Origin of the sequence: Photorhabdus asymbiotica, from assembly GCF_003634575.1 — a bacterium.
GTDB classification, from domain to species: domain Bacteria; phylum Pseudomonadota; class Gammaproteobacteria; order Enterobacterales; family Enterobacteriaceae; genus Photorhabdus; species Photorhabdus asymbiotica.
Genome location: NZ_RBLJ01000004.1, coordinates 362,638 through 380,700, shown reverse-complemented (window position 1 = coordinate 380,700; position 18,063 = coordinate 362,638). Strand labels below are relative to the sequence as shown.

At 36.4% G+C, this 18,063-nt stretch carries 16 protein-coding genes and 3 tRNA genes; 9 read left to right on the top strand and 10 right to left on the bottom strand.

Annotated elements, in window-relative coordinates; genetic code table 11:
• Window positions 1-1,590: 1,590 nt before the first annotated feature.
• The 3 genes from BDD30_RS17535 to cspE all read right to left on the bottom strand — a co-directional run bounded on the left by BDD30_RS17535 (window position 1,591) and on the right by cspE (window position 4,077).
• Window positions 1,591-1,911 (bottom strand): hypothetical protein, encoded by a 321-nt coding sequence (locus tag BDD30_RS17535; RefSeq protein ID WP_015834826.1) that lies wholly within the window; start codon window positions 1,909-1,911, stop codon window positions 1,591-1,593.
• A 799-nt stretch (window positions 1,912-2,710) separates the two neighbouring features.
• Window positions 2,711-3,409 (bottom strand): MgtC family protein, encoded by a 699-nt coding sequence (locus BDD30_RS17530; protein ID WP_041382020.1) that lies wholly within the window; start codon window positions 3,407-3,409, stop codon window positions 2,711-2,713.
• A 455-nt stretch (window positions 3,410-3,864) separates the two neighbouring features.
• The gene (gene cspE / locus BDD30_RS17525) at window positions 3,865-4,077 is read right to left on the bottom strand and encodes a transcription antiterminator/RNA stability regulator CspE (RefSeq protein ID WP_015834829.1); all 213 of its coding nucleotides are present in this window, start codon (window positions 4,075-4,077) and stop codon (window positions 3,865-3,867) included.
• Between the two features lie 481 nt (window positions 4,078-4,558).
• Here cspE and BDD30_RS17520 point away from each other — a divergent pair, with 481 nt between their 5' ends.
• Window positions 4,559-5,077 (top strand): YlaC family protein, encoded by a 519-nt coding sequence (locus tag BDD30_RS17520; RefSeq protein WP_015834830.1) that lies wholly within the window; start codon window positions 4,559-4,561, stop codon window positions 5,075-5,077.
• A 117-nt stretch (window positions 5,078-5,194) separates the two neighbouring features.
• Window positions 5,195-5,270 (top strand) — tRNA-Asn (locus BDD30_RS17515).
• 127 nt (window positions 5,271-5,397) lie between these two features.
• On the opposite strand, the gene BDD30_RS17510 is transcribed toward BDD30_RS17515, so the two are convergent.
• A complete protein-coding gene (locus BDD30_RS17510; protein ID WP_015834831.1) occupies window positions 5,398-6,471 on the bottom strand; it encodes a hypothetical protein in 1,074 nt (357 codons plus the stop codon).
• A gap of 737 nt (window positions 6,472-7,208) precedes the next feature.
• Between BDD30_RS17510 and BDD30_RS17505 the strand changes: the two genes are divergently transcribed.
• From BDD30_RS17505 to BDD30_RS17485, 5 genes are all read left to right on the top strand, one after another.
• A tRNA-Asn gene (locus tag BDD30_RS17505) sits at window positions 7,209-7,284 on the top strand.
• A gap of 249 nt (window positions 7,285-7,533) precedes the next feature.
• Window positions 7,534-7,609: transfer RNA gene (locus BDD30_RS17500), tRNA-Asn, on the top strand.
• A gap of 212 nt (window positions 7,610-7,821) precedes the next feature.
• Window positions 7,822-8,880 carry a dihydroorotase gene (gene pyrC / locus BDD30_RS17495; RefSeq protein ID WP_041382864.1) on the top strand — a complete coding sequence of 353 codons (1,059 nt, stop codon included), beginning with the start codon at window positions 7,822-7,824 and terminating at the stop codon, window positions 8,878-8,880.
• Window positions 8,881-9,081: 201 nt separating this feature from the next.
• Window positions 9,082-9,336 carry a biofilm formation regulator BssS gene (gene bssS, locus BDD30_RS17490; protein ID WP_015834833.1) on the top strand — a complete coding sequence of 85 codons (255 nt, stop codon included), beginning with the start codon at window positions 9,082-9,084 and terminating at the stop codon, window positions 9,334-9,336.
• Window positions 9,337-9,535: 199 nt separating this feature from the next.
• Window positions 9,536-10,138 (top strand): response regulator transcription factor, encoded by a 603-nt coding sequence (locus BDD30_RS17485; RefSeq protein ID WP_015834834.1) that lies wholly within the window; start codon window positions 9,536-9,538, stop codon window positions 10,136-10,138.
• Window positions 10,139-10,197: 59 nt separating this feature from the next.
• Here BDD30_RS17485 and trhO read toward each other — a convergent pair whose 3' ends face one another.
• Both trhO and BDD30_RS17475 read right to left on the bottom strand, forming a co-directional pair.
• A complete protein-coding gene (gene trhO / locus BDD30_RS17480; RefSeq protein ID WP_015834835.1) occupies window positions 10,198-11,256 on the bottom strand; it encodes an oxygen-dependent tRNA uridine(34) hydroxylase TrhO in 1,059 nt (352 codons plus the stop codon).
• Window positions 11,257-11,463: 207 nt separating this feature from the next.
• The gene (locus tag BDD30_RS17475) at window positions 11,464-11,700 is read right to left on the bottom strand and encodes a DinI-like family protein (RefSeq protein ID WP_015834836.1); all 237 of its coding nucleotides are present in this window, start codon (window positions 11,698-11,700) and stop codon (window positions 11,464-11,466) included.
• A 333-nt stretch (window positions 11,701-12,033) separates the two neighbouring features.
• Between BDD30_RS17475 and BDD30_RS17470 the strand changes: the two genes are divergently transcribed.
• Window positions 12,034-12,975: a Kdo(2)-lipid IV(A) acyltransferase gene (locus tag BDD30_RS17470; protein WP_015834837.1), complete on the top strand. Its 942-nt coding sequence runs from the start codon at window positions 12,034-12,036 to the stop codon at window positions 12,973-12,975.
• A gap of 580 nt (window positions 12,976-13,555) precedes the next feature.
• Complete coding sequence (locus BDD30_RS17465) at window positions 13,556-15,094, top strand: peptide MFS transporter (RefSeq protein ID WP_015834838.1); 1,539 nt, start codon at window positions 13,556-13,558, stop codon at window positions 15,092-15,094.
• A gap of 67 nt (window positions 15,095-15,161) precedes the next feature.
• On the opposite strand, the gene BDD30_RS17460 is transcribed toward BDD30_RS17465, so the two are convergent.
• The 4 genes from BDD30_RS17460 to BDD30_RS17445 all read right to left on the bottom strand — a co-directional run bounded on the left by BDD30_RS17460 (window position 15,162) and on the right by BDD30_RS17445 (window position 17,820).
• The gene (locus tag BDD30_RS17460; protein WP_015834839.1) at window positions 15,162-15,872 is read right to left on the bottom strand and encodes an AraC family transcriptional regulator; all 711 of its coding nucleotides are present in this window, start codon (window positions 15,870-15,872) and stop codon (window positions 15,162-15,164) included.
• A gap of 56 nt (window positions 15,873-15,928) precedes the next feature.
• On the bottom strand, window positions 15,929-16,264 hold the full coding sequence (locus BDD30_RS17455; RefSeq protein ID WP_015834840.1) for a tRNA-binding protein: 336 nt from the start codon (window positions 16,262-16,264) through the stop codon (window positions 15,929-15,931).
• A 144-nt stretch (window positions 16,265-16,408) separates the two neighbouring features.
• Window positions 16,409-16,780 (bottom strand): hypothetical protein, encoded by a 372-nt coding sequence (locus BDD30_RS17450; RefSeq protein ID WP_015834841.1) that lies wholly within the window; start codon window positions 16,778-16,780, stop codon window positions 16,409-16,411.
• 206 nt (window positions 16,781-16,986) lie between these two features.
• Complete coding sequence (locus BDD30_RS17445) at window positions 16,987-17,820, bottom strand: MurR/RpiR family transcriptional regulator (protein ID WP_015834842.1); 834 nt, start codon at window positions 17,818-17,820, stop codon at window positions 16,987-16,989.
• Window positions 17,821-18,063: the final 243 nt, after the last annotated feature.

The following is an 18,063-nucleotide window of genomic DNA, read 5'->3' as shown; positions in this document are numbered from 1 at the left end:
TATCTAAAAATGCGTACCATTATGTACCGATAACACTAACCATACAAAAATAGCATAAAATACAGTAAGATAATGCATAAAAAAACAACTACAACAGTATTTTATTGCTGACATAGTAACCAATATCTAGCATACAGATAATCCTAAAAATCAGTCTATTTTGACTCATTATCGCTCAACCACCAGATAAAAACATTAAAAAAACTTATCAAAATATCAGGTTTCATAATATAATAACACGCAAAATAACTTCGTTAATTACTTTATACTTTTCACCTTTAATTTTCATTTTTCATAATGACTCATTAGTCAAATTTACACATAACGCGTATATATATTTTAAAAACATTAGGTCTTTTAAATGAATTTAAGATCACTTATTAACCTACAACTTGCTTTAAAACTTTATTAAAGCATAAAATGATAGAAATAAAGACTTTCAAACCACATAAATATATAACCATATTAAATACTAATTATAAATGGCATCACGACTCCTTATATAATTCAAAAAAAATATAATTCACACATTAATTTTCATATAAAAAACTCAAGTCATTTCAGAGTTCATATCCTTATGATACAAATTAAATTAAATACTAAAAGACATTTTTTCTATTTTTCATTATTTCATATAATATTTACGACTCTCATCCCAAAAATGCTATTTATCCGTGCAAATAATACAAATAAGGTTTTTATTAATGTATATTATAGGTACCATCTTTAAAATCATTATTATAGATAAAATAATTAATTCATGCTCATTATAAAAATGACCGATAACAATAGGGTGATAAAATAAAATTCAATGCTATTTCTTACCAAGATAAAATTATCAATAATAAAAATACTATAATATTTTTATGAAAAAGATGAAGTAAATACGATTTTGAGGAGAAATTTATTTTCCCATATAAATAGTAATGCTAATTTTTCAAACAATTATAACTGTTTATCAAACATGGCAAAGAATGCAACAACTAATTACAGTTTCCATCTCATCACAGAAAATATTCTCGGAGCAAAAACTCCATATCCACTAGTTCTTCAAACCAAGAGAAAGGAATATAGATATCGAGAATCATTATCAATTATGCAATCAATAACACGAGAAATGCGGTTACGGTTTAGATAAAAGACACTCCCTCTATACACAATAAGAACCTGGAAAAATAGCCATTTAATGCACTAACTTTGCATAAATACAACATGATTATTAATATTTTATTCTAAAAAATAAAAAACAAACAGAGATATATATCGACACACTAAAAATAAAACAAACTAGATTTACAAAAAATATAAAACATCTAGCATTTTTAAAACCTCATTTATGGAATTTTATCAGGAGCATTCTATCCATTTTATCTCAATGAAAAAAATGACAAAATACCACATATCAGATGTTGTACTAGTAAATGAATATTCTCTATCGACCAGAATAGAATAAAAATATCAGTAAACAACACTGAAAAAACATTACTAAAGTATGAACTTACCGTTATATTCAAGTAGTTGATGATATTTCTATCCGTCAATCTTCCCTTAACTATCCTGTGTGTCTAACAGACTCAGATTTTTATCAAGTCAAGCAATGCCCATTACTTTTTTTGATATATCTGTACTTGTGCTAACAAAAATTCCAACATCAGTGTATCTCAATACCACAGTATCAATTAACGTTATCATCAAAGAAACTAACTGTATGCCGGTTCTTTTATAATGCAGAATTCTTACAATACACAGTTTGTTAAATATCGATCGTATTCCCATTTCATTTTTCAGGATTTCAGTACACATCGGCTCAATCTGTTGGGTTGCCAAAATAGCTTCGGAATCTAATCCTAGATCATGACAAATTATGACAGTAATGGCAGAACTATCTTCGGTAAGAACTTTTGCTATCACCCCATTCTCCCTAATGCAGAAATAGCAGAAACTGCTCTCTTTTCTATCAGATCAAGAAAAGTTAGTAACCCTTGTAATATCACTAATCTTTCTCACCAAAAAGCAACAAACGTTCTCACTTTATCATAGGATAAATATCGAACTGCTAAAAATTAATACTCTGAAATCTTGCCTGATAGTAACCATTAGCCAGTGCCATTATTTTTTCACAACATTCTTCATCAAGCAGAATTATTATCTATTTTACTCTTATATGAGAACAAACTTAGATCATTTCTTCTACGATGCCTTTGCAGGTTAATTGATATTTCTTCTAAAGATCCTAAACAGGAATAAGTAACCGACACCGAACAAAATATCAACTCATCAATTTTTCTGTATCCACACATAATCGCCATATCAAACTCACCATAACTGAGTCTGATTTGAAAATGATAATCATCCACAACGTTTCAGCAGCCAACCCGACGACAATTACTAAAACAAAAAATGCTGCATTTATAATCAACTGAACTGACATTTTACTCAGATGGTAGCAAGAACATTATATTGCCCGACTCAAGACATTTGATAGGTATTTAGGGATGAGATTTGCAAAGCGGCCCTTAATCACTGTTGTCTTAATCACAGACTCTGCCGCTTTGCTCGTAAGGTATTCTTAGTTAAGAAAACAATTCTAAATAGTTTCTTAATTATGCGTTGCCTAACTGAGAAAACACCTCATTGGCAACGCCTTATCTGTTTCATATGACGAAAGGTAATTCATCAAACATAATTGTTGTTCTACATAAATAGACTCTCAGACTTGTAGTTCCGATGAGATTTTCCAGTTTATTGAACTAACACTCTTTTCCAGACTCATGCGACTAACAATCGCTTCTACCTCTTTTTGCTCAGTCGATGTTGCTAATACTTCAATGCACACCTCAAGTTTTCCAGGTTGAATCATATCAGTGAAGCTGAGTGATTGTAGTCTCACTGCCACTCCATTTAGAGCTTGTAGTACTAAAGTTCTAACCAGAATTCCATCATTACTGTCACATACTACGTGAATTCTATAGCACTGTATCAAATCAGCAGTCTGCTGCCTGGGATGTAAATTAATACGTTGAGCCGCTTCACGTAACAATATATTCGCACAAAGAATAATAACCGTCGCCATCGCGGCCAGCCAATATTGCCCAAGGCCACATAACACACCAATTCCAGCAGAACACCACAAAGTTGCTGCGGTATTTAATCCACGGATATTCATACCTTCTCGCATAATGACGCCCGCACCCAAGAAACCAATACCTGAAACAACCTGAGCAGCAATACGACCTGCACTATCTGGTGAAGTTGTTATTGAACTAAGGATAAAAACTGCAGCACCAGTCGCAACTAATGCATTTGTTCTTAAACCTGCCATACGCTGACGCCATTGACGCTCAGCGCCAATTAACGCACCAAAACACATGGCTGATAATAAATGAAAGACAAAAGGAGTTATTAACATGACATTCTCCATATAACTAAATGGATAAATAATCATGTGCATTTATTTTGCACACAGAAATTTGTACCGAATGTTTAATTCAGCATTATTTTCTGAACATACCTGGAGGTAATAAAGTGTGAAGATACAGCAGCATAATAAAAAATCCGATATACTATCTCCCGTTACCCTACCGAGTACCGGATAATACTATTTTTTTAGGTAAGTACAGCTCAGATATTTTGAGTGGTACCGCCCGCCTTGTTTGGCAAGCAGCAAATCGGGAGGAAATGAACAGCTTGCCGTTTTATTTTTTATTTAATCGAAAACTTTGACTGTCCAATGATAATTTCTCCAATAAAATTTGCACGGAGTATAATCAAGAGTAATTAATAAGTAAAGAAAGATATTGCCATGACCAAAGAAAAAGTCCACCACTACAAAAATAGCGACGGACTTAAAAATCATTCAGGCAATCAGATAGCAGTTACATTTGCTGCCGCTGGGCCTTTAGCACCACTTTCAATGGTGAATTCTACGTTCTGGCCTTCTGCCAAAGTTTTGAAACCGTTACCCTGAATGGCAGAGAAGTGAACGAATACGTCTTTGCTACCGTCAGCTGGGGTGATGAAACCGAAGCCTTTAGACTCGTTGAACCACTTCACTTGACCTTTCATTTTGTCAGACATTGTGACTTTCCTATATATCAAAAAAATTTTGCCACCATGGGCATGTATTGGCCAGTTATCAGCTATTACTTATGGAGGCACTAAGAAGGAAACGCGTCAACAAAGGCTATCTGAGGATAACACTTACACATAACTCATTAACTCAAGATGTCGTACATAAAGTAGGTCTGTTTATCAGGCCGGCAGCATTAACGCATGATAGAAAAGGAATAGCAACCTTTTTATGCATTCATGTTTTAAAAAACACGTCTATGCTCACTATTAGCGCAATAATACAACAAGTAAAATAAACGAGTTATAAATTTTTTTGATTTATTCAACTATTATCTTAATGAAAGCGTTAGGATTAATCTCAGTCAATAACAGATCACAGATTAAAATAAAACAACTGATCTACGTAAGATCGTTTCCCTCATGCTAACCTTAAGAACCAATAACTATGAAAACATTCCACTTTTTCTTCATCTAATCAGGTTAATATATGAATATCATTAAACAGATACTGATTCAGGACCTTGAACGAATCAACATTGAAGAACAGCGTGATGGCAAACCTCGCTTTAACAGCCAGTTTCTCAGCAACCACCCTTACCTTTGCCTGGCTATGCTCGTCTCCTATCTATTTCTCGCTGTACTTATCTGGTTCGCCCCATACTTTGGTTTATTTTCACTACTAGGTTTTACTGTTCTCTTCATTGTTATGACTACTGTTCTGCTATTTGAAATCAAACCTGTATATCGGTTTGATGATATTGGCGTGCTTGATCTACGGGTGTGCTATAACGGTGAGTGGTTCGCCAGCGAAAAAATATCAGACGATGCTCTCGAAGAGATCTTTTCTCATCCTCATGTCCCACTAACAATAAAAGATGAAATCAAACGTATTATGAAACTGAAAGGTGAAATACATTTTTATGATGTTTACATAATGGCATTTTCTGAACAGTCAGACAAAGCAACACCACTGACGATGATGAATAAAAAGACTCAATTTCAATAAAATAGCACAGTTATAACACAATATGCTCATATGACGAACAAACAATAAAATAGTAAGACTTTTGCGTTGACAGTGTCTCAGTTCATCGCTAATATTCGCCCCGTTCTCAGGAATGATTCCTCCATAGTTCAGTCGGTAGAACGGCGGACTGTTAATCCGTATGTCACTGGTTCGAGTCCAGTTGGAGGAGCCAAATTCAAGTCTGGAGATGCTAAAAAAATCTCTGGTACTATCAGGCAGATAAGTCTGTAAAAAAGCCCAATGAAAATTGGGCTTTTTTATTTTGGCTTGTAGAACACGCATTTTGGGCGTCTGAGTGATTAATCCAAAACTACTTTATAAACTCTCTCTTTAGATTTATGCAGTATATTTACCTCGCCAACAAATGCTATTTCGTAATGAATTATTACCTGACCATTACCTATATAATTAAAGAAATCAATTCCACCTGGCTGGCCATCGGCATTTGTTTCAGGATTAATTACACCCAACCGGACAACATTATCTTCACCAACCACTAAAGATTCTATTTTTAATACTAGCTCTCCTGTATCCTGATTATTATCAGAATAACCTCTTACATGAACTGTACCTTTTCTTAACTCCTTACCTTTAAGTTTAGCATCTTTGACCATAATATTGATGTCATATTCAATAATACTCTCACCAATTGGCCGGCCTTTAGTTTCATCGTATTCATCAATATAAGGTACTTCCAGATCACGGCGAACCTGAACTGTTCCAGGATCTTCATCGAGTTTTACAACTATGCGTTGAATAGTAGAAAATTTAGCGCTACCGCTTTCACTAATAGTATAATAAACACTCTCGTGTTTACCACCAGTAAGGAGATCACTTTTTACCGATAAACTACGGATATCATTGCTATCCTGTATACTTGGAACAGATACAATAGTATTATCAAGAATAAATTTTACTTCATGATTTTTCAAAATATTAGAATCAGCAAAAAGTACTTTAACTCCTGCTTTTATATCACTGCTATCAATTATATTATCATAATTTGCTGGATATATAGGTGCTGCTAATCCCACTGACTTCAGTTTGAATCGATCTAAAACAGGTTCCGCGACCACATTGCCATTAGCATCAGACACTTCAGCAACAAACTTAATTGTAGCGTTAACTTTTTGATCTGTCTTAATTTTTACTAAAATTTCAGATGCTCTTCTAATAGGATCGAATACATTATTGTTATTTACAATTTCATATTCGCCTTCGCTCAAGCCATTCACTACAATTTTACTTTTATAAGTATCTAATGGTACAGAGCCATCATCATCTTTTAGAACTATAAATAGTCGCAATGGAACGTTAAACCAGTCTTTATGTGAAACCCAGTTAGTTACATCAGTATTAATTAAAAAATTCATGACTTTTCCTCATCTTTTATAAAAATCACAAAAAAATCAGTCACTATTTTCTGGTAGAATATTATTTACTGCATTTATATGGAAAGTTATCTTAACCTCCTTAAAAATTAATTTTTTCAATGCTTTAATATTTGTGAGTTTCATTTGGCAATATTTTTTCTAAATAACGAATATTTACTTCATTGCATCTTATATGCGAATATAAATTTATTATCAAGTTAATAAAATATAAATATTGAGATATTAGCAGCAGATAAAATCTTATTATCAATAAAAAACTCTTTTATATCTTTCATTTAAACTATAATTATCAAATGAGAGATCAAATAATTAATCACTCTTTCAATTAAGAATTATAGACGAGTAAAACCACTAATAAACATCAAAAGACAATAAGTGATCTGTTAAAATAAATAAAATAGGAAAATTAGTATAAAATATTAATTAATCTATAGAAAACATTAAAAAATCAATTAAAAATATTTTTAATTATATATTTAACACCCCAAATCAATTATTCCCTAAATAAAATAATAGATAATATTTTCTCTACCTAATTATCATAGATAAATATCAATTAGTATTCTTACTTCTTGTCCTGGTAAATCTGATTGACTAAAAAATGGTAAAAAAACACCATCTTGAACACCAGTTAATCAATTAAACTCAATTTTCACTTTTCTCCTTTGACAAGCCAAAAATACCCAGCTATTATTCGCCTCGTTCTCAGGAACGATTCCTCCATAGTTCAGTCGGTAGAACGGCGGACTGTTAATCCGTATGTCACTGGTTCGAGTCCAGTTGGAGGAGCCAGATTATGAAAAGCCCGCTTGATGCGGGCTTTTTGCTTTTCTAATTTACAAAACTAATTTCACAAACCAATCCTCAACATCATAATTCGATTCAACCTACGCTCATCGCATACAATCCCAGCAATTAACTATTATTCAGTACAAAAACAGATCCAGAAGTTCAGTTTGTCGGCAAACAAACCATATTTTTTGTTTTATGCTTTGACAAAGCAAAAACATACCGCTAATATGCGCCCCGTTGTGAAGGAGTTCCTCCATAGTTCAGTCGGTAGAACGGCGGACTGTTAATCCGTATGTCACTGGTTCGAGTCCAGTTGGAGGAGCCAACTTCATATCTTTTACCCTCATATTTCGTTCTTCCCTTTTTATAAGAAGCCTACCTCTGATTACCCTAATCTAGTTGATTTGAATGGAATTTTCTCTGAAAGTTACATTCATTAATAGCTATTTAATCTATTTCACTTTATTATCCGTTCCCGGCTTGAATATGCTGAATTCAGCACTTGTCTTTCCTATCATAATAACTGGAGCCGGTTTCATGACCACTGAACCATACACCATAAAAATCCGCCGCCCTGATGACTGGCATATTCATTTCCGTGATGGTGAAATGCTAAAAACCGTCGTTCCGTATACTAGTCACTATTTTGGCCGAGCTATCGTCATGCCTAATCTGCTTTCTCCCATAACAGAGATTGGCAGCGCCAAAGCTTATAGAGACAGAATATTGGCAGCTATCCCTAAAGAGCATAATTTTCAGCCTCTTATGACTTGTTACCTCACTGATTCTACCAACAGTTCCCAAATAGAGGCCGGTTATAAAGAAGGAATTTTCACGGCCTGTAAGCTCTACCCTGCCAACGCAACAACCAATTCAAGTCACGGTGTATCTGATATTAAGAACATTTATCCATTATTAGACGTTATGGAAAAATTGGGGATGCCTTTGCTCGTCCACGGCGAAGTTACGGCTTCTCATATTGATATTTTTGACCGTGAGGCCCGCTTTATTGAACAAATCATGGAGCCATTACGTAACCAATTTCCCTCACTGAAAATCGTGTTTGAACACATAACAACTAAAGAAGCAGCGCAATATGTACTGGAAGGAGATGACAATCTAGCCGCAACATTAACTCCACAGCATTTAATGTTCAACCGCAACCACATGTTAGTTGGTGGTATCCGTCCAAACCTGTATTGCCTGCCCATTCTGAAACGTAATGTTCATCAAAACGCTTTACGCACAGCCGTCGCCAGTGGCTGTGATCGTTTCTTCCTAGGTACAGATTCTGCACCACATGCACAACACAGAAAAGAATCATCCTGTGGTTGTGCTGGCGTATTTAATGCCCCATCAGCATTACCCGCTTACGCAACAGTATTTGAAGAGATAAACGCATTACAGCATTTTGAAGCTTTCTGCTCTTTTAATGGCCCTAAATTTTACGGATTACCCATTAATGAAGGTTTTGTCGAGCTGACTCGCAAATCTACTACAGTCACTGAACACATTGACTGCGGCAATGAAAAGCTTATTCCGTTTCTGGCTGGCGAAGATGCTCGTTGGGAAGTCAAAATAGCCAACTACGACTAATATACACATGGGGATGACCTATCATCCCCATTAATTTGTATAGTTATCAACCCACAACCGAACCAGATAATAATTCCTAACAAAAAACCTTCTTACTTTCATTAAAAAGCATATACTAATAATGACTCATTCAAGAATGAGGTAGTTTGCTCTTAGTCAATGATATTAATAATTAATGCAGTGATCTGATTAGGAGGTTTTATGGGCAGTAAAGATGAAGTTATTCAAACGCATCCTGTTGTAGGTTGGGATGTCAGTACGGTTGATACGTATGATGCAGTGATGTTACGCCTTCACTACTTGTCCTCCCAAGATCAAACACCAGAACATGTTATGGTAGACCGAACTTTATGGTTGACAACTGACATTGCAAAGCAATTGATATACATCCTCCAAGCAGGAATTGAAAAGATCGAATCCTCAGAATACAACGATCTGAATCATATTAAGCACTAATCTCAAACCCGGACACCCAAATAAATGGGTGTCCAGTTTGAAACACATCAATTCATCTAAACGATTTTATCTGAAATACCATATCATTAAATAATAACTTCGGATTAAGCTGGTTTTATTATCGCAATTCCCGAGTTGACTCTTAATGGATAAGGCGTTTATTGTGAACTCCGCCAAATAGGAACAGGGATGTACAATAATGAAAATCTTAGTAGTTGAAGAATGCTATTATACCCGTTCAGGTATCAGTGAATTTTTAAAGAAAAATGATAGCATTGAAGATATTGAAATTGTTGGATTTTCTTCAATTAATGAGGCTATAAATATTATAAATTGTTTTTCTCCTGATATTGTTTTAGCAAACTTGACTCACTATTGTCACCATGCCAGTTATTGCTCTAATTTACATAAATTTGTTACCCTTTTAGATAATACCCGTATCTATATATACCTCGATAATCCATATCCTTACTGTGATAACTATATTACATTGAAAAGTAATGCTTTTCTTCTAACAAAGAAAAACCTTTCTTATTTACTTAATAAATTGAGTAAAACAACATTACAAGAAATCCAGCAATACCGGGAGAAAATTGATGAATGCTGTTCTATTTTTAGTCCACAAGAACATAAAATCATCAATTATTGGATGAAAGAGGTTCCAAATTACCAGATATCCCAAAAGCTAAAAATCAGTAATAGTACAGTATATTCTCACAAAAGACATATTGCAGAAAAAATCAATGTACGTAATAGAATTGAACTTTGTTTTATTTACAATGTTTTTAAATATCTCTATTAAAGAATCCATTACCTAAAAATAAACTGGCACATGAATATCAGTGCCAGTTATTAACATTATTACTTGGTCAACTGCAATGAAATGATATTCATTCCATCCTGCAAACGATGCCGAGATTTATTAAATATTTTTGCTCCATTTTCACGACCAGCCCGGCGAACTCGCTGTTCCACTTCTGGCAAGCTAACTTCTTCCCTACATGCTTCGCTACAACAACCTTCAAATTTATCCGCACATTCCGAACACTGAATAAATAACAGATGGCAACCATCATTTTTGCAATTAGTATGACTATCGCAAGACGTACCACATTGATGGCAATGAGCAATTACATCATCTGAAATACGTTCACCCATCCGCTCATCAAATACAAAGTTCTTACCAATAAAACGTACCGGTAATTCCTGTTCCCGAGCTTTACGGGAATATTCAATAATACCGCCTTCTACGTGATACACGTTTTTAAAACCATTATGCAACATATAAGCACTGGCCTTTTCACAACGGATACCACCTGTACAATACATCACAATATTCTTATCTTTATTATCCTGCAACATTTCTACTGCCATTGGCAATTGTTCGCGGAAAGTATCGGACGGAATTTCAATTGCATTCTCAAAATGTCCTACTTCGTATTCATAGTGATTGCGCATATCAACAAATAGCGTATCAGGATCATCCAGCATTTGGTTAACCTGCTCTGCTTTAAGATATTCACCGGTTTTTGATGGATCAAAAGTTTCATCTTCAATACCATCAGCTACGACGCGATCACGTACTTTCATACGCAAAACCCAGAAAGATTTTCCGTCATCATCAAGTGCAATATTCAATCTCAGATTATCTAAGGCAGGATCAATTGAATACAATAAACCTTTCAACGCTTCCAGATTATGGGTTGGCACACTTATCTGCGCATTAATCCCTTCTTTAGCAATATAAACCCGGCCAAATACTGAAAGCTCAGTAAATTGTTGATAAAGATTATTACGAAAAGCCAAGGGCTCTAATATATTAAAATATTTATAAAAAGAGATGGTAGTACGAGGCTGAGTCTCCGCTAGCATACGTGCTTTCAGCTCTTTATTAGAAATGCGGTTATGTAACACTGGCATGGTGTACTTTCCTGAATGATAAGTCATAAGAGTGGATGTTATAAGTGATGGACTCCGCCACCAAATGTATATGATAACGAAAATGATTTTCGACGAGTAGCAATTTATAGCAGAGTGATAGAAATAAAGGAGGAATCCATCCTCCCTTCAATGGATTGCAAATTATTTACACACAGGCAATGGAACAAACTGATAGCAGTTTAATCCTTAGGGTTGGAACCAATCATCAGCACTTTCCCATGTCTCTTGCAAAATCTCTTCAATGATTTCTCTATCATCGGAAGTACCACCACGAATAGATAACCCATCACTACTTGCTAACTTCACATTGGTCTTAATATCAGGCCAACGATACTTAAGACGTTTATCCAGTTCTACAGCCAGGGCAGGGACGGCATCTTTTGGTAACTTCTTAGATTTGTTGATAGTCACTTCTACATGCATAGTTTTTCCCCCTACGAATATAACTGTTTAAATATACAGTAATGTTATTCATACAAATTGTAAATAGCTTCTGAAAAACTATTTTAATAGCTATATATCAATATGTTACAAACATACGTTTTCGCAGACACCAAAATGAGGTAATCAACAAGTGCACCTGCACCATATCTACCAAAAAAGTTGCTGGCAGTTTGACAGAATTGGTCAGAATATTACCCATTATCGATCTCATGAACATTTCATGCCTGAAAACTTCGATATCTAGCCAAAAAGTGTCACAATAGGCATATTGTTTTATCCATATTGTTGGAATTATAAATAGCCTGAGAACCCATGATACAAGCACCTTCTTTTCAACGTTCACTATTTCATCCTCGCTACTGGCCTACCTGGTTTGGTATCAGTCTGCTTTACTTATTAGTTCTGCTCCCATATCCGGTTATTTACTGGCTAGGAACCCGTCTGGGCAGACTTTCCATGCGTTTCCTGAAAAAACGGGCTAAAATCGCCGAAAGAAATCTCGAATTATGTTTTCCTGACATTCCTCAGGAAAAGCGCAATGAGTTGTTAATAAAAAATTTTGAATCCGTCGGCATGGGAATATTTGAAACGGGTATGGCCTGGTTTTGGCCGGACTGGCGAATAGAACGCTGGTTTAAAGTTACCGGGCGGGAAAATATCCAGAACATTCAGGCTACTGGACAAGGAATTATCGTTATTGGTATCCACTTCCTGACATTGGAACTGGGTGCCAGAATCCTTGGTATGCTAAATCCGGGTATTGGTGTCTATCGCCCGAATGACAACCCAGTTATGGACTGGTTGCAAACCTGGGGAAGACTGCGCTCTAACAAATATATGTTGGACCGAAAAGATCTCAAGGGCATGATCCGCTGCTTGAAAAATGGTGAAATTGTCTGGTATGCACCAGATCATGATTACGGCCCACGAAAAAGCGTATTTGCACCATTATTTGCGGTAGAACATGCTGCAACGACGACAGGCACCTCGATACTTGTACGTCTTGCCAATCCAGCAATGATCCCATTTACTCCCCGCCGTTTGCCTGACGGAAAAGGCTATGAACTCATTATTCAACCCGCCGTAGATGGATTCCCAACAAGTGATGAAGTGCAAGCCGCTGCTTTTATGAATAAAGTCGTAGAACGGGAAATTTTACAGGCTCCTGAGCAATATATGTGGTTGCATCGTCGCTTTAAAACTCGTCCTGAAGGTATGCCTTCTCTGTATGGTCAAGCTGATAGAGTCCATTAAATATCCTTAGTGGCTGTTTCTTCATTCAAGAAACAGCCATAGTAATTTTACCCAATAATCCTCACTCTTATCTGAATGTTGATGTTACATCTTCTAGTCTGATTCATCTCCAACCTTTATATAAAAAACAAAATCCAATCTAAAATTTAACAATAAACACAAAGATGACAATTAAACAACTTTATTTTTTTACTATTTATTATTATCTTTAATAATTAGTCACTAAAATTAATATTTATATATTATAAATATTATTTGGTTTTTTACTTCGAATTCTTGTTAAGAAGAGGACACTTAATATAAGTAAGTCAATAGTTTTCATTCTTATTTTAATTAACTAGTGGTGAGAAATGAGATTTATATCGGATTTTGCTCTAAAAAATGGAATACTAAGTAAGAAATATCCTGTTTATCAATAAAATTGGTCAAAAAGTATGTTAAAAATATATTAATAAGACAGGATGTCATTTAATAAGAACGAGGCTTTTTTGCTCCAGACATAAATCTGAAAGAGCTTTTTAAAAGCTTTATTTGTCGCACACGCCACACTCCAGGAGTGTAGTATTATAGGAAAACTTAAATGCAATCCTCTATTAACAATACAAAAAATCGAACCTTCCTCGGACATCCTTATCCATTAAACTCTCTATTCTTTACCGAAATGTGGGAACGTTTCTCTTTCTATGGCATTCGCCCACTCTTAATCTTGTTTATGGCAGCAACTATTTATGATGGTGGAATGGAAATTCCCCGTGAACAAGCATCTGCTATCGTCGGTATTTTTGCCGGGAGTGTTTATCTAACTTCGCTGCCCGGCGGCTGGCTGGCGGATAACTGGTTAGGTCAACATCGGGCAGTCTGGTATGGTTCTATCATTATTGCATTAGGCCATCTGTCTATCGCCCTTTCCGCTTTCTTAAGCCCCCACCTGTTTTTTATTGGCCTACTGTTGATTGTATTAGGTACCGGATTGTTTAAAACCTGTATCACAGTTATGGTCGGAACTTTGTACAAAAAAGATGATCCTCGTCGTGACGGCGGTTTTTCCTTATTTTACATGGGGATTAACATAGGTTCTCTTATCTCTCCACTGATTACCGGCTGGTTAATTCGTGACTATGGCTGGCACTGGGGTTTCGGCATCGGTGGACTAGGCATGTTGGTTGCTCTATTGATATTCCGTTTCTACGCGGTTCCCTCGATGCGCCGCTATGATAAAGAAAGTGGTTTTGACTCAAACTGGGATCACCCTACGGTTAAACGTAAAAGCGTTGGCAAATGGGTCTCTACTACTGTTATCGCTATGATTGCTATTATTACTTTACTAATCCTTGGTGTAATCCCATTCAATCCGATAGCTGTAGCTAGCACAATGGCCTATGTGATCTCATCTTGTGTAACACTTTACTTTATCTATCTATTTCTATTTGCTGGCTTGAGCAGTAGTGATCGTTCCCGTTTACTGGTTTGTTTTATTCTGCTGGTATCTGCTGCATTCTTTTGGTCTGCATTCGAACAAAGCCCAACTTCATTCAACCTGTTTGCCAATGATTATACAAACCGAATCGTGATGGGATTTGAGATCCCAACAGTATGGTTCCAGTCAATCAATGCACTATTCATTATTCTACTAGCCCCGGTATTCAGTTGGCTCTGGCCTATGTTGGCAAAAAGTAATGCTAACCCGAGTAGTATCAGTAAATTCATTATTGGTATTCTGTTTGGTGCCGGTGGTTTTGGTTTGATGATTCTGGCAGCACAAGATGTACTGGCAACAGGCGAAACCGTTTCTCCACTCTGGTTGGTAGCAAGTACCCTGTTAATGACGCTCGGTGAACTATGCCTCAGCCCGATTGGGCTTGCCACGATGACTCTGCTGGCACCATCCCGTATGCGCGGTCAAGTTATGGGCCTGTGGTTCTGTGCAAGTGCTCTGGGTAATCTGGCCGCTGGCCTGATCGGTGGACACGTTCGCGCTGACCGACTGGACAGTCTGCCTGACCTGTTCTCCCGCGTATCTTTGGCTCTGGTCATCTGTGCAGCTGTGTTGATGGTATTACTCGTACCAATACGCCGCCTGCTCAATAATGCTGATAAATCAGAAGCAAAAGCTCAGTAAATATTTATGCTCACAATCAAGCCATCTGCTCATAAGATGGCTTTATGTATTTCAATATCTGAAAATATCATTTTGTCTTACGCAACCGAGCCGGCGTACAACCATAATGCTGATTAAATGCAAAGGTAAAAGCAGACTGGGATGCATAACCGGACAAAAAAGCGATATCAGCCAAAGACTGATAACTATTGACCAATAACTTATAAGCAAGTTTCATCCGGCATGTTTTCAAATAAGCCATTGGACTCATTCCCGTTGCGATAAAAAGTTTTCGGTGCAAGGTACTGACCGATACCGCGCAAATATCAGCCATATCCATGACGGTCATTTTCTCATGTAAGCGCCCAGAAAGCCCTTGATCCAGTTTTACTATCAGCGCTGAAGATGAGCTTATTTGCGGTAACTGAGCAAGTAGCAAACGGGCAACATCGACATGACTGGCTGAAGGTTGTGGGTAATCATGCAACCATTTGATAAGAGCAAGTGCAGATTCAGGTAACGGTTGCCAAAAAGAATCACCATGCTGTAATAGCCCAAACTGCGCCGAAGGTAATTCCAGCACTAATTGCTGATTTTTACCGCTGGCAAAAAAACTATGCTTAGTATCAGGGGGGATCACAACAACATTCCGGGAATTAACAACTCCTTGTTCTCCTTCTATATTTAATTCCAATTGCCCATCATAACCAAAAACAAACTGCCATAACCCCTGGTGGCTATGGCTGATAGTTTCAGCTGAATACTGACGCAAATGTAGTGAAGGTAATTGAACAGCCATGTTTATCGTCGATAATTAAAATACACTTCATTTATTCGACAATAAAATAGCGCTGGTTACAATAATTTATGACCATTTGGAACAGGAAGAGTAAATTCTGCGATCACCACTGCACCGTTTTCATCCATACTACCTGTTAACAATACCTCTGATTTGACACCCGCGATCCGCTTTGGCGGAAAATTACATACACAAAGAACTTGGCGGCCAATCAATTGTTCAGGTGTGTAATGCTCCGTTATCTGAGCGCTTGAACTTTTAACACCCAGCTCGCCAAGATCAATGTGTAATTTATAGGCAGGTTTGTTGGCTTTAGGATTCAATTCTACCGAAACAATTGTGCCAACTCGCATATCGACTTTTTCAAAGTCAGCCCATTCAATCTGCTCCATAACTTTCTCTCCTTGTATATGAAATCACTATATTCACATAACAGCAGAGGAAATTCTTTCGAAAGGCTGTCAACAATTATCGACAAACTGCCAGTTTCTTCCGACAGATCTCTCAATTTACTATTCAGTCTCTTTGGGCAGTACTCACTGCCTATCAAAAAAGTTACTTCTCGTCATGCCGCCATTCTCTCTGATTTTAATTTCCCGTTCAATTTCCCGATTGAGTCTCCTATTAACTTCATCATTAAATCTCTGGCTCTCTTGCCAATTTGCAGCATATTTCTTTTCATATCTTCCTTGTTTTTCCTGATCTAACTTCTCTGCGGCTTCATTATCCTCAATGAGTTCATTGACATTCCAATGCTTGGATTTGAGATTTTCCCGCTTCTTCAAATAGTCTGCTGATGGCTTATTGTCAGCCGGAATTTCGCTTTTGTAATCAAAATTTAAGGCAAATGCCTGGAAAGAAACTGCCGATAAGATGACAAAAATATAACGCGATCCTTTAATTATCATATTGATCCCTCTTTAAAACCATAACTTCGAATAATTATTAAATAATTATTGCCAATAAGAATCAATAACATTTATACATAAAAAATCAGTTATCAATATCAGGTTTAAACTTTATTTAAATTAAGCTCTTTCATTGGTCTGGTAAAACATTAACCCGCTGAATCTGCGGGTTATTTGTTTATCTGGAATATAAGAATATTTTAAGATTAAATAGCACTTCCTTGCCGATAAGCCAGAGCAACCGCCAAAGATTGCACTAAACACAAAGTAGCAGACTGAGAACGGAATGCATCCACCTGCGCTTCTTTAACCACAAAACAGACATCACTAAAACTAGCAAGAGGGCTAATCTGGCTATCAGTAATCACAATCTGTTTCGCCCCTGCCTTTGCAGCCCTCTCACTGATCATCAATGTCTCTTCTGCATAAGGAGAAAAACTGATTGAAACGACAGCATCCTCTTCCCCAATCAAGTTAATTTGCTCCCTGAACATGCCCCCCAAGCCATCTACCAGCAAAGGGCGACATTCCAGATGACTCAGAGCATAAGAAAGATAAGCAGCCACACTGAAAGAGCGGCGCAATCCAATAATGTAGATACTCTTAGCCTGAGCTAATAAATCTACTGCGTTCTTTAAATCTTCAGGAGCGGTTCTGGCAGCTAACTGTTGCATCGCTTGTACATTAGAGCGAGCAAATTCCTGCAAAATATGTTGGGGATCTTCTGGCGGCTCCTGCTCGCCATCCAATGCTCTGAATAATCTGGCTCTGTCCGCATAACTGGCAGTCTCTTCCACCATATGCATGCGAAATAGCTGTTTCATTTCATTAAAGCCACTGAAATCAAACGCATTAGCAAAACGAATTAATGTTGATGGAGGAACATCTGCTTCTCTGGCTATCACAGCAACAGTATCAAAAGCCACACTGTTGGTATTATCCAGCACATATCGAGCCACTTGTTGTAGACGTTTACTCAATTCACCATAGCGGGAACGAACTTGTTCTTGAAATTCATTCAGATTCGATGCTACAGACATAAGTCCCCCATAAAATTTATTGTCAGCAATTGTAATAGTTTTACCGTATAAGTTGAATCATATTTCATTTTTACCGTTAAAAATGAAATATATAATCCACTCAATGTAACGAGTTATTATTATCACTTTATTGATTAATATATCATTATTCATTCAATTACCCATAATTCATAAAAACTTTACTCCGATCACATTAATCGTCTTTCATTCTAAATTAATTTGAAAATGAAATAAATATTTCAT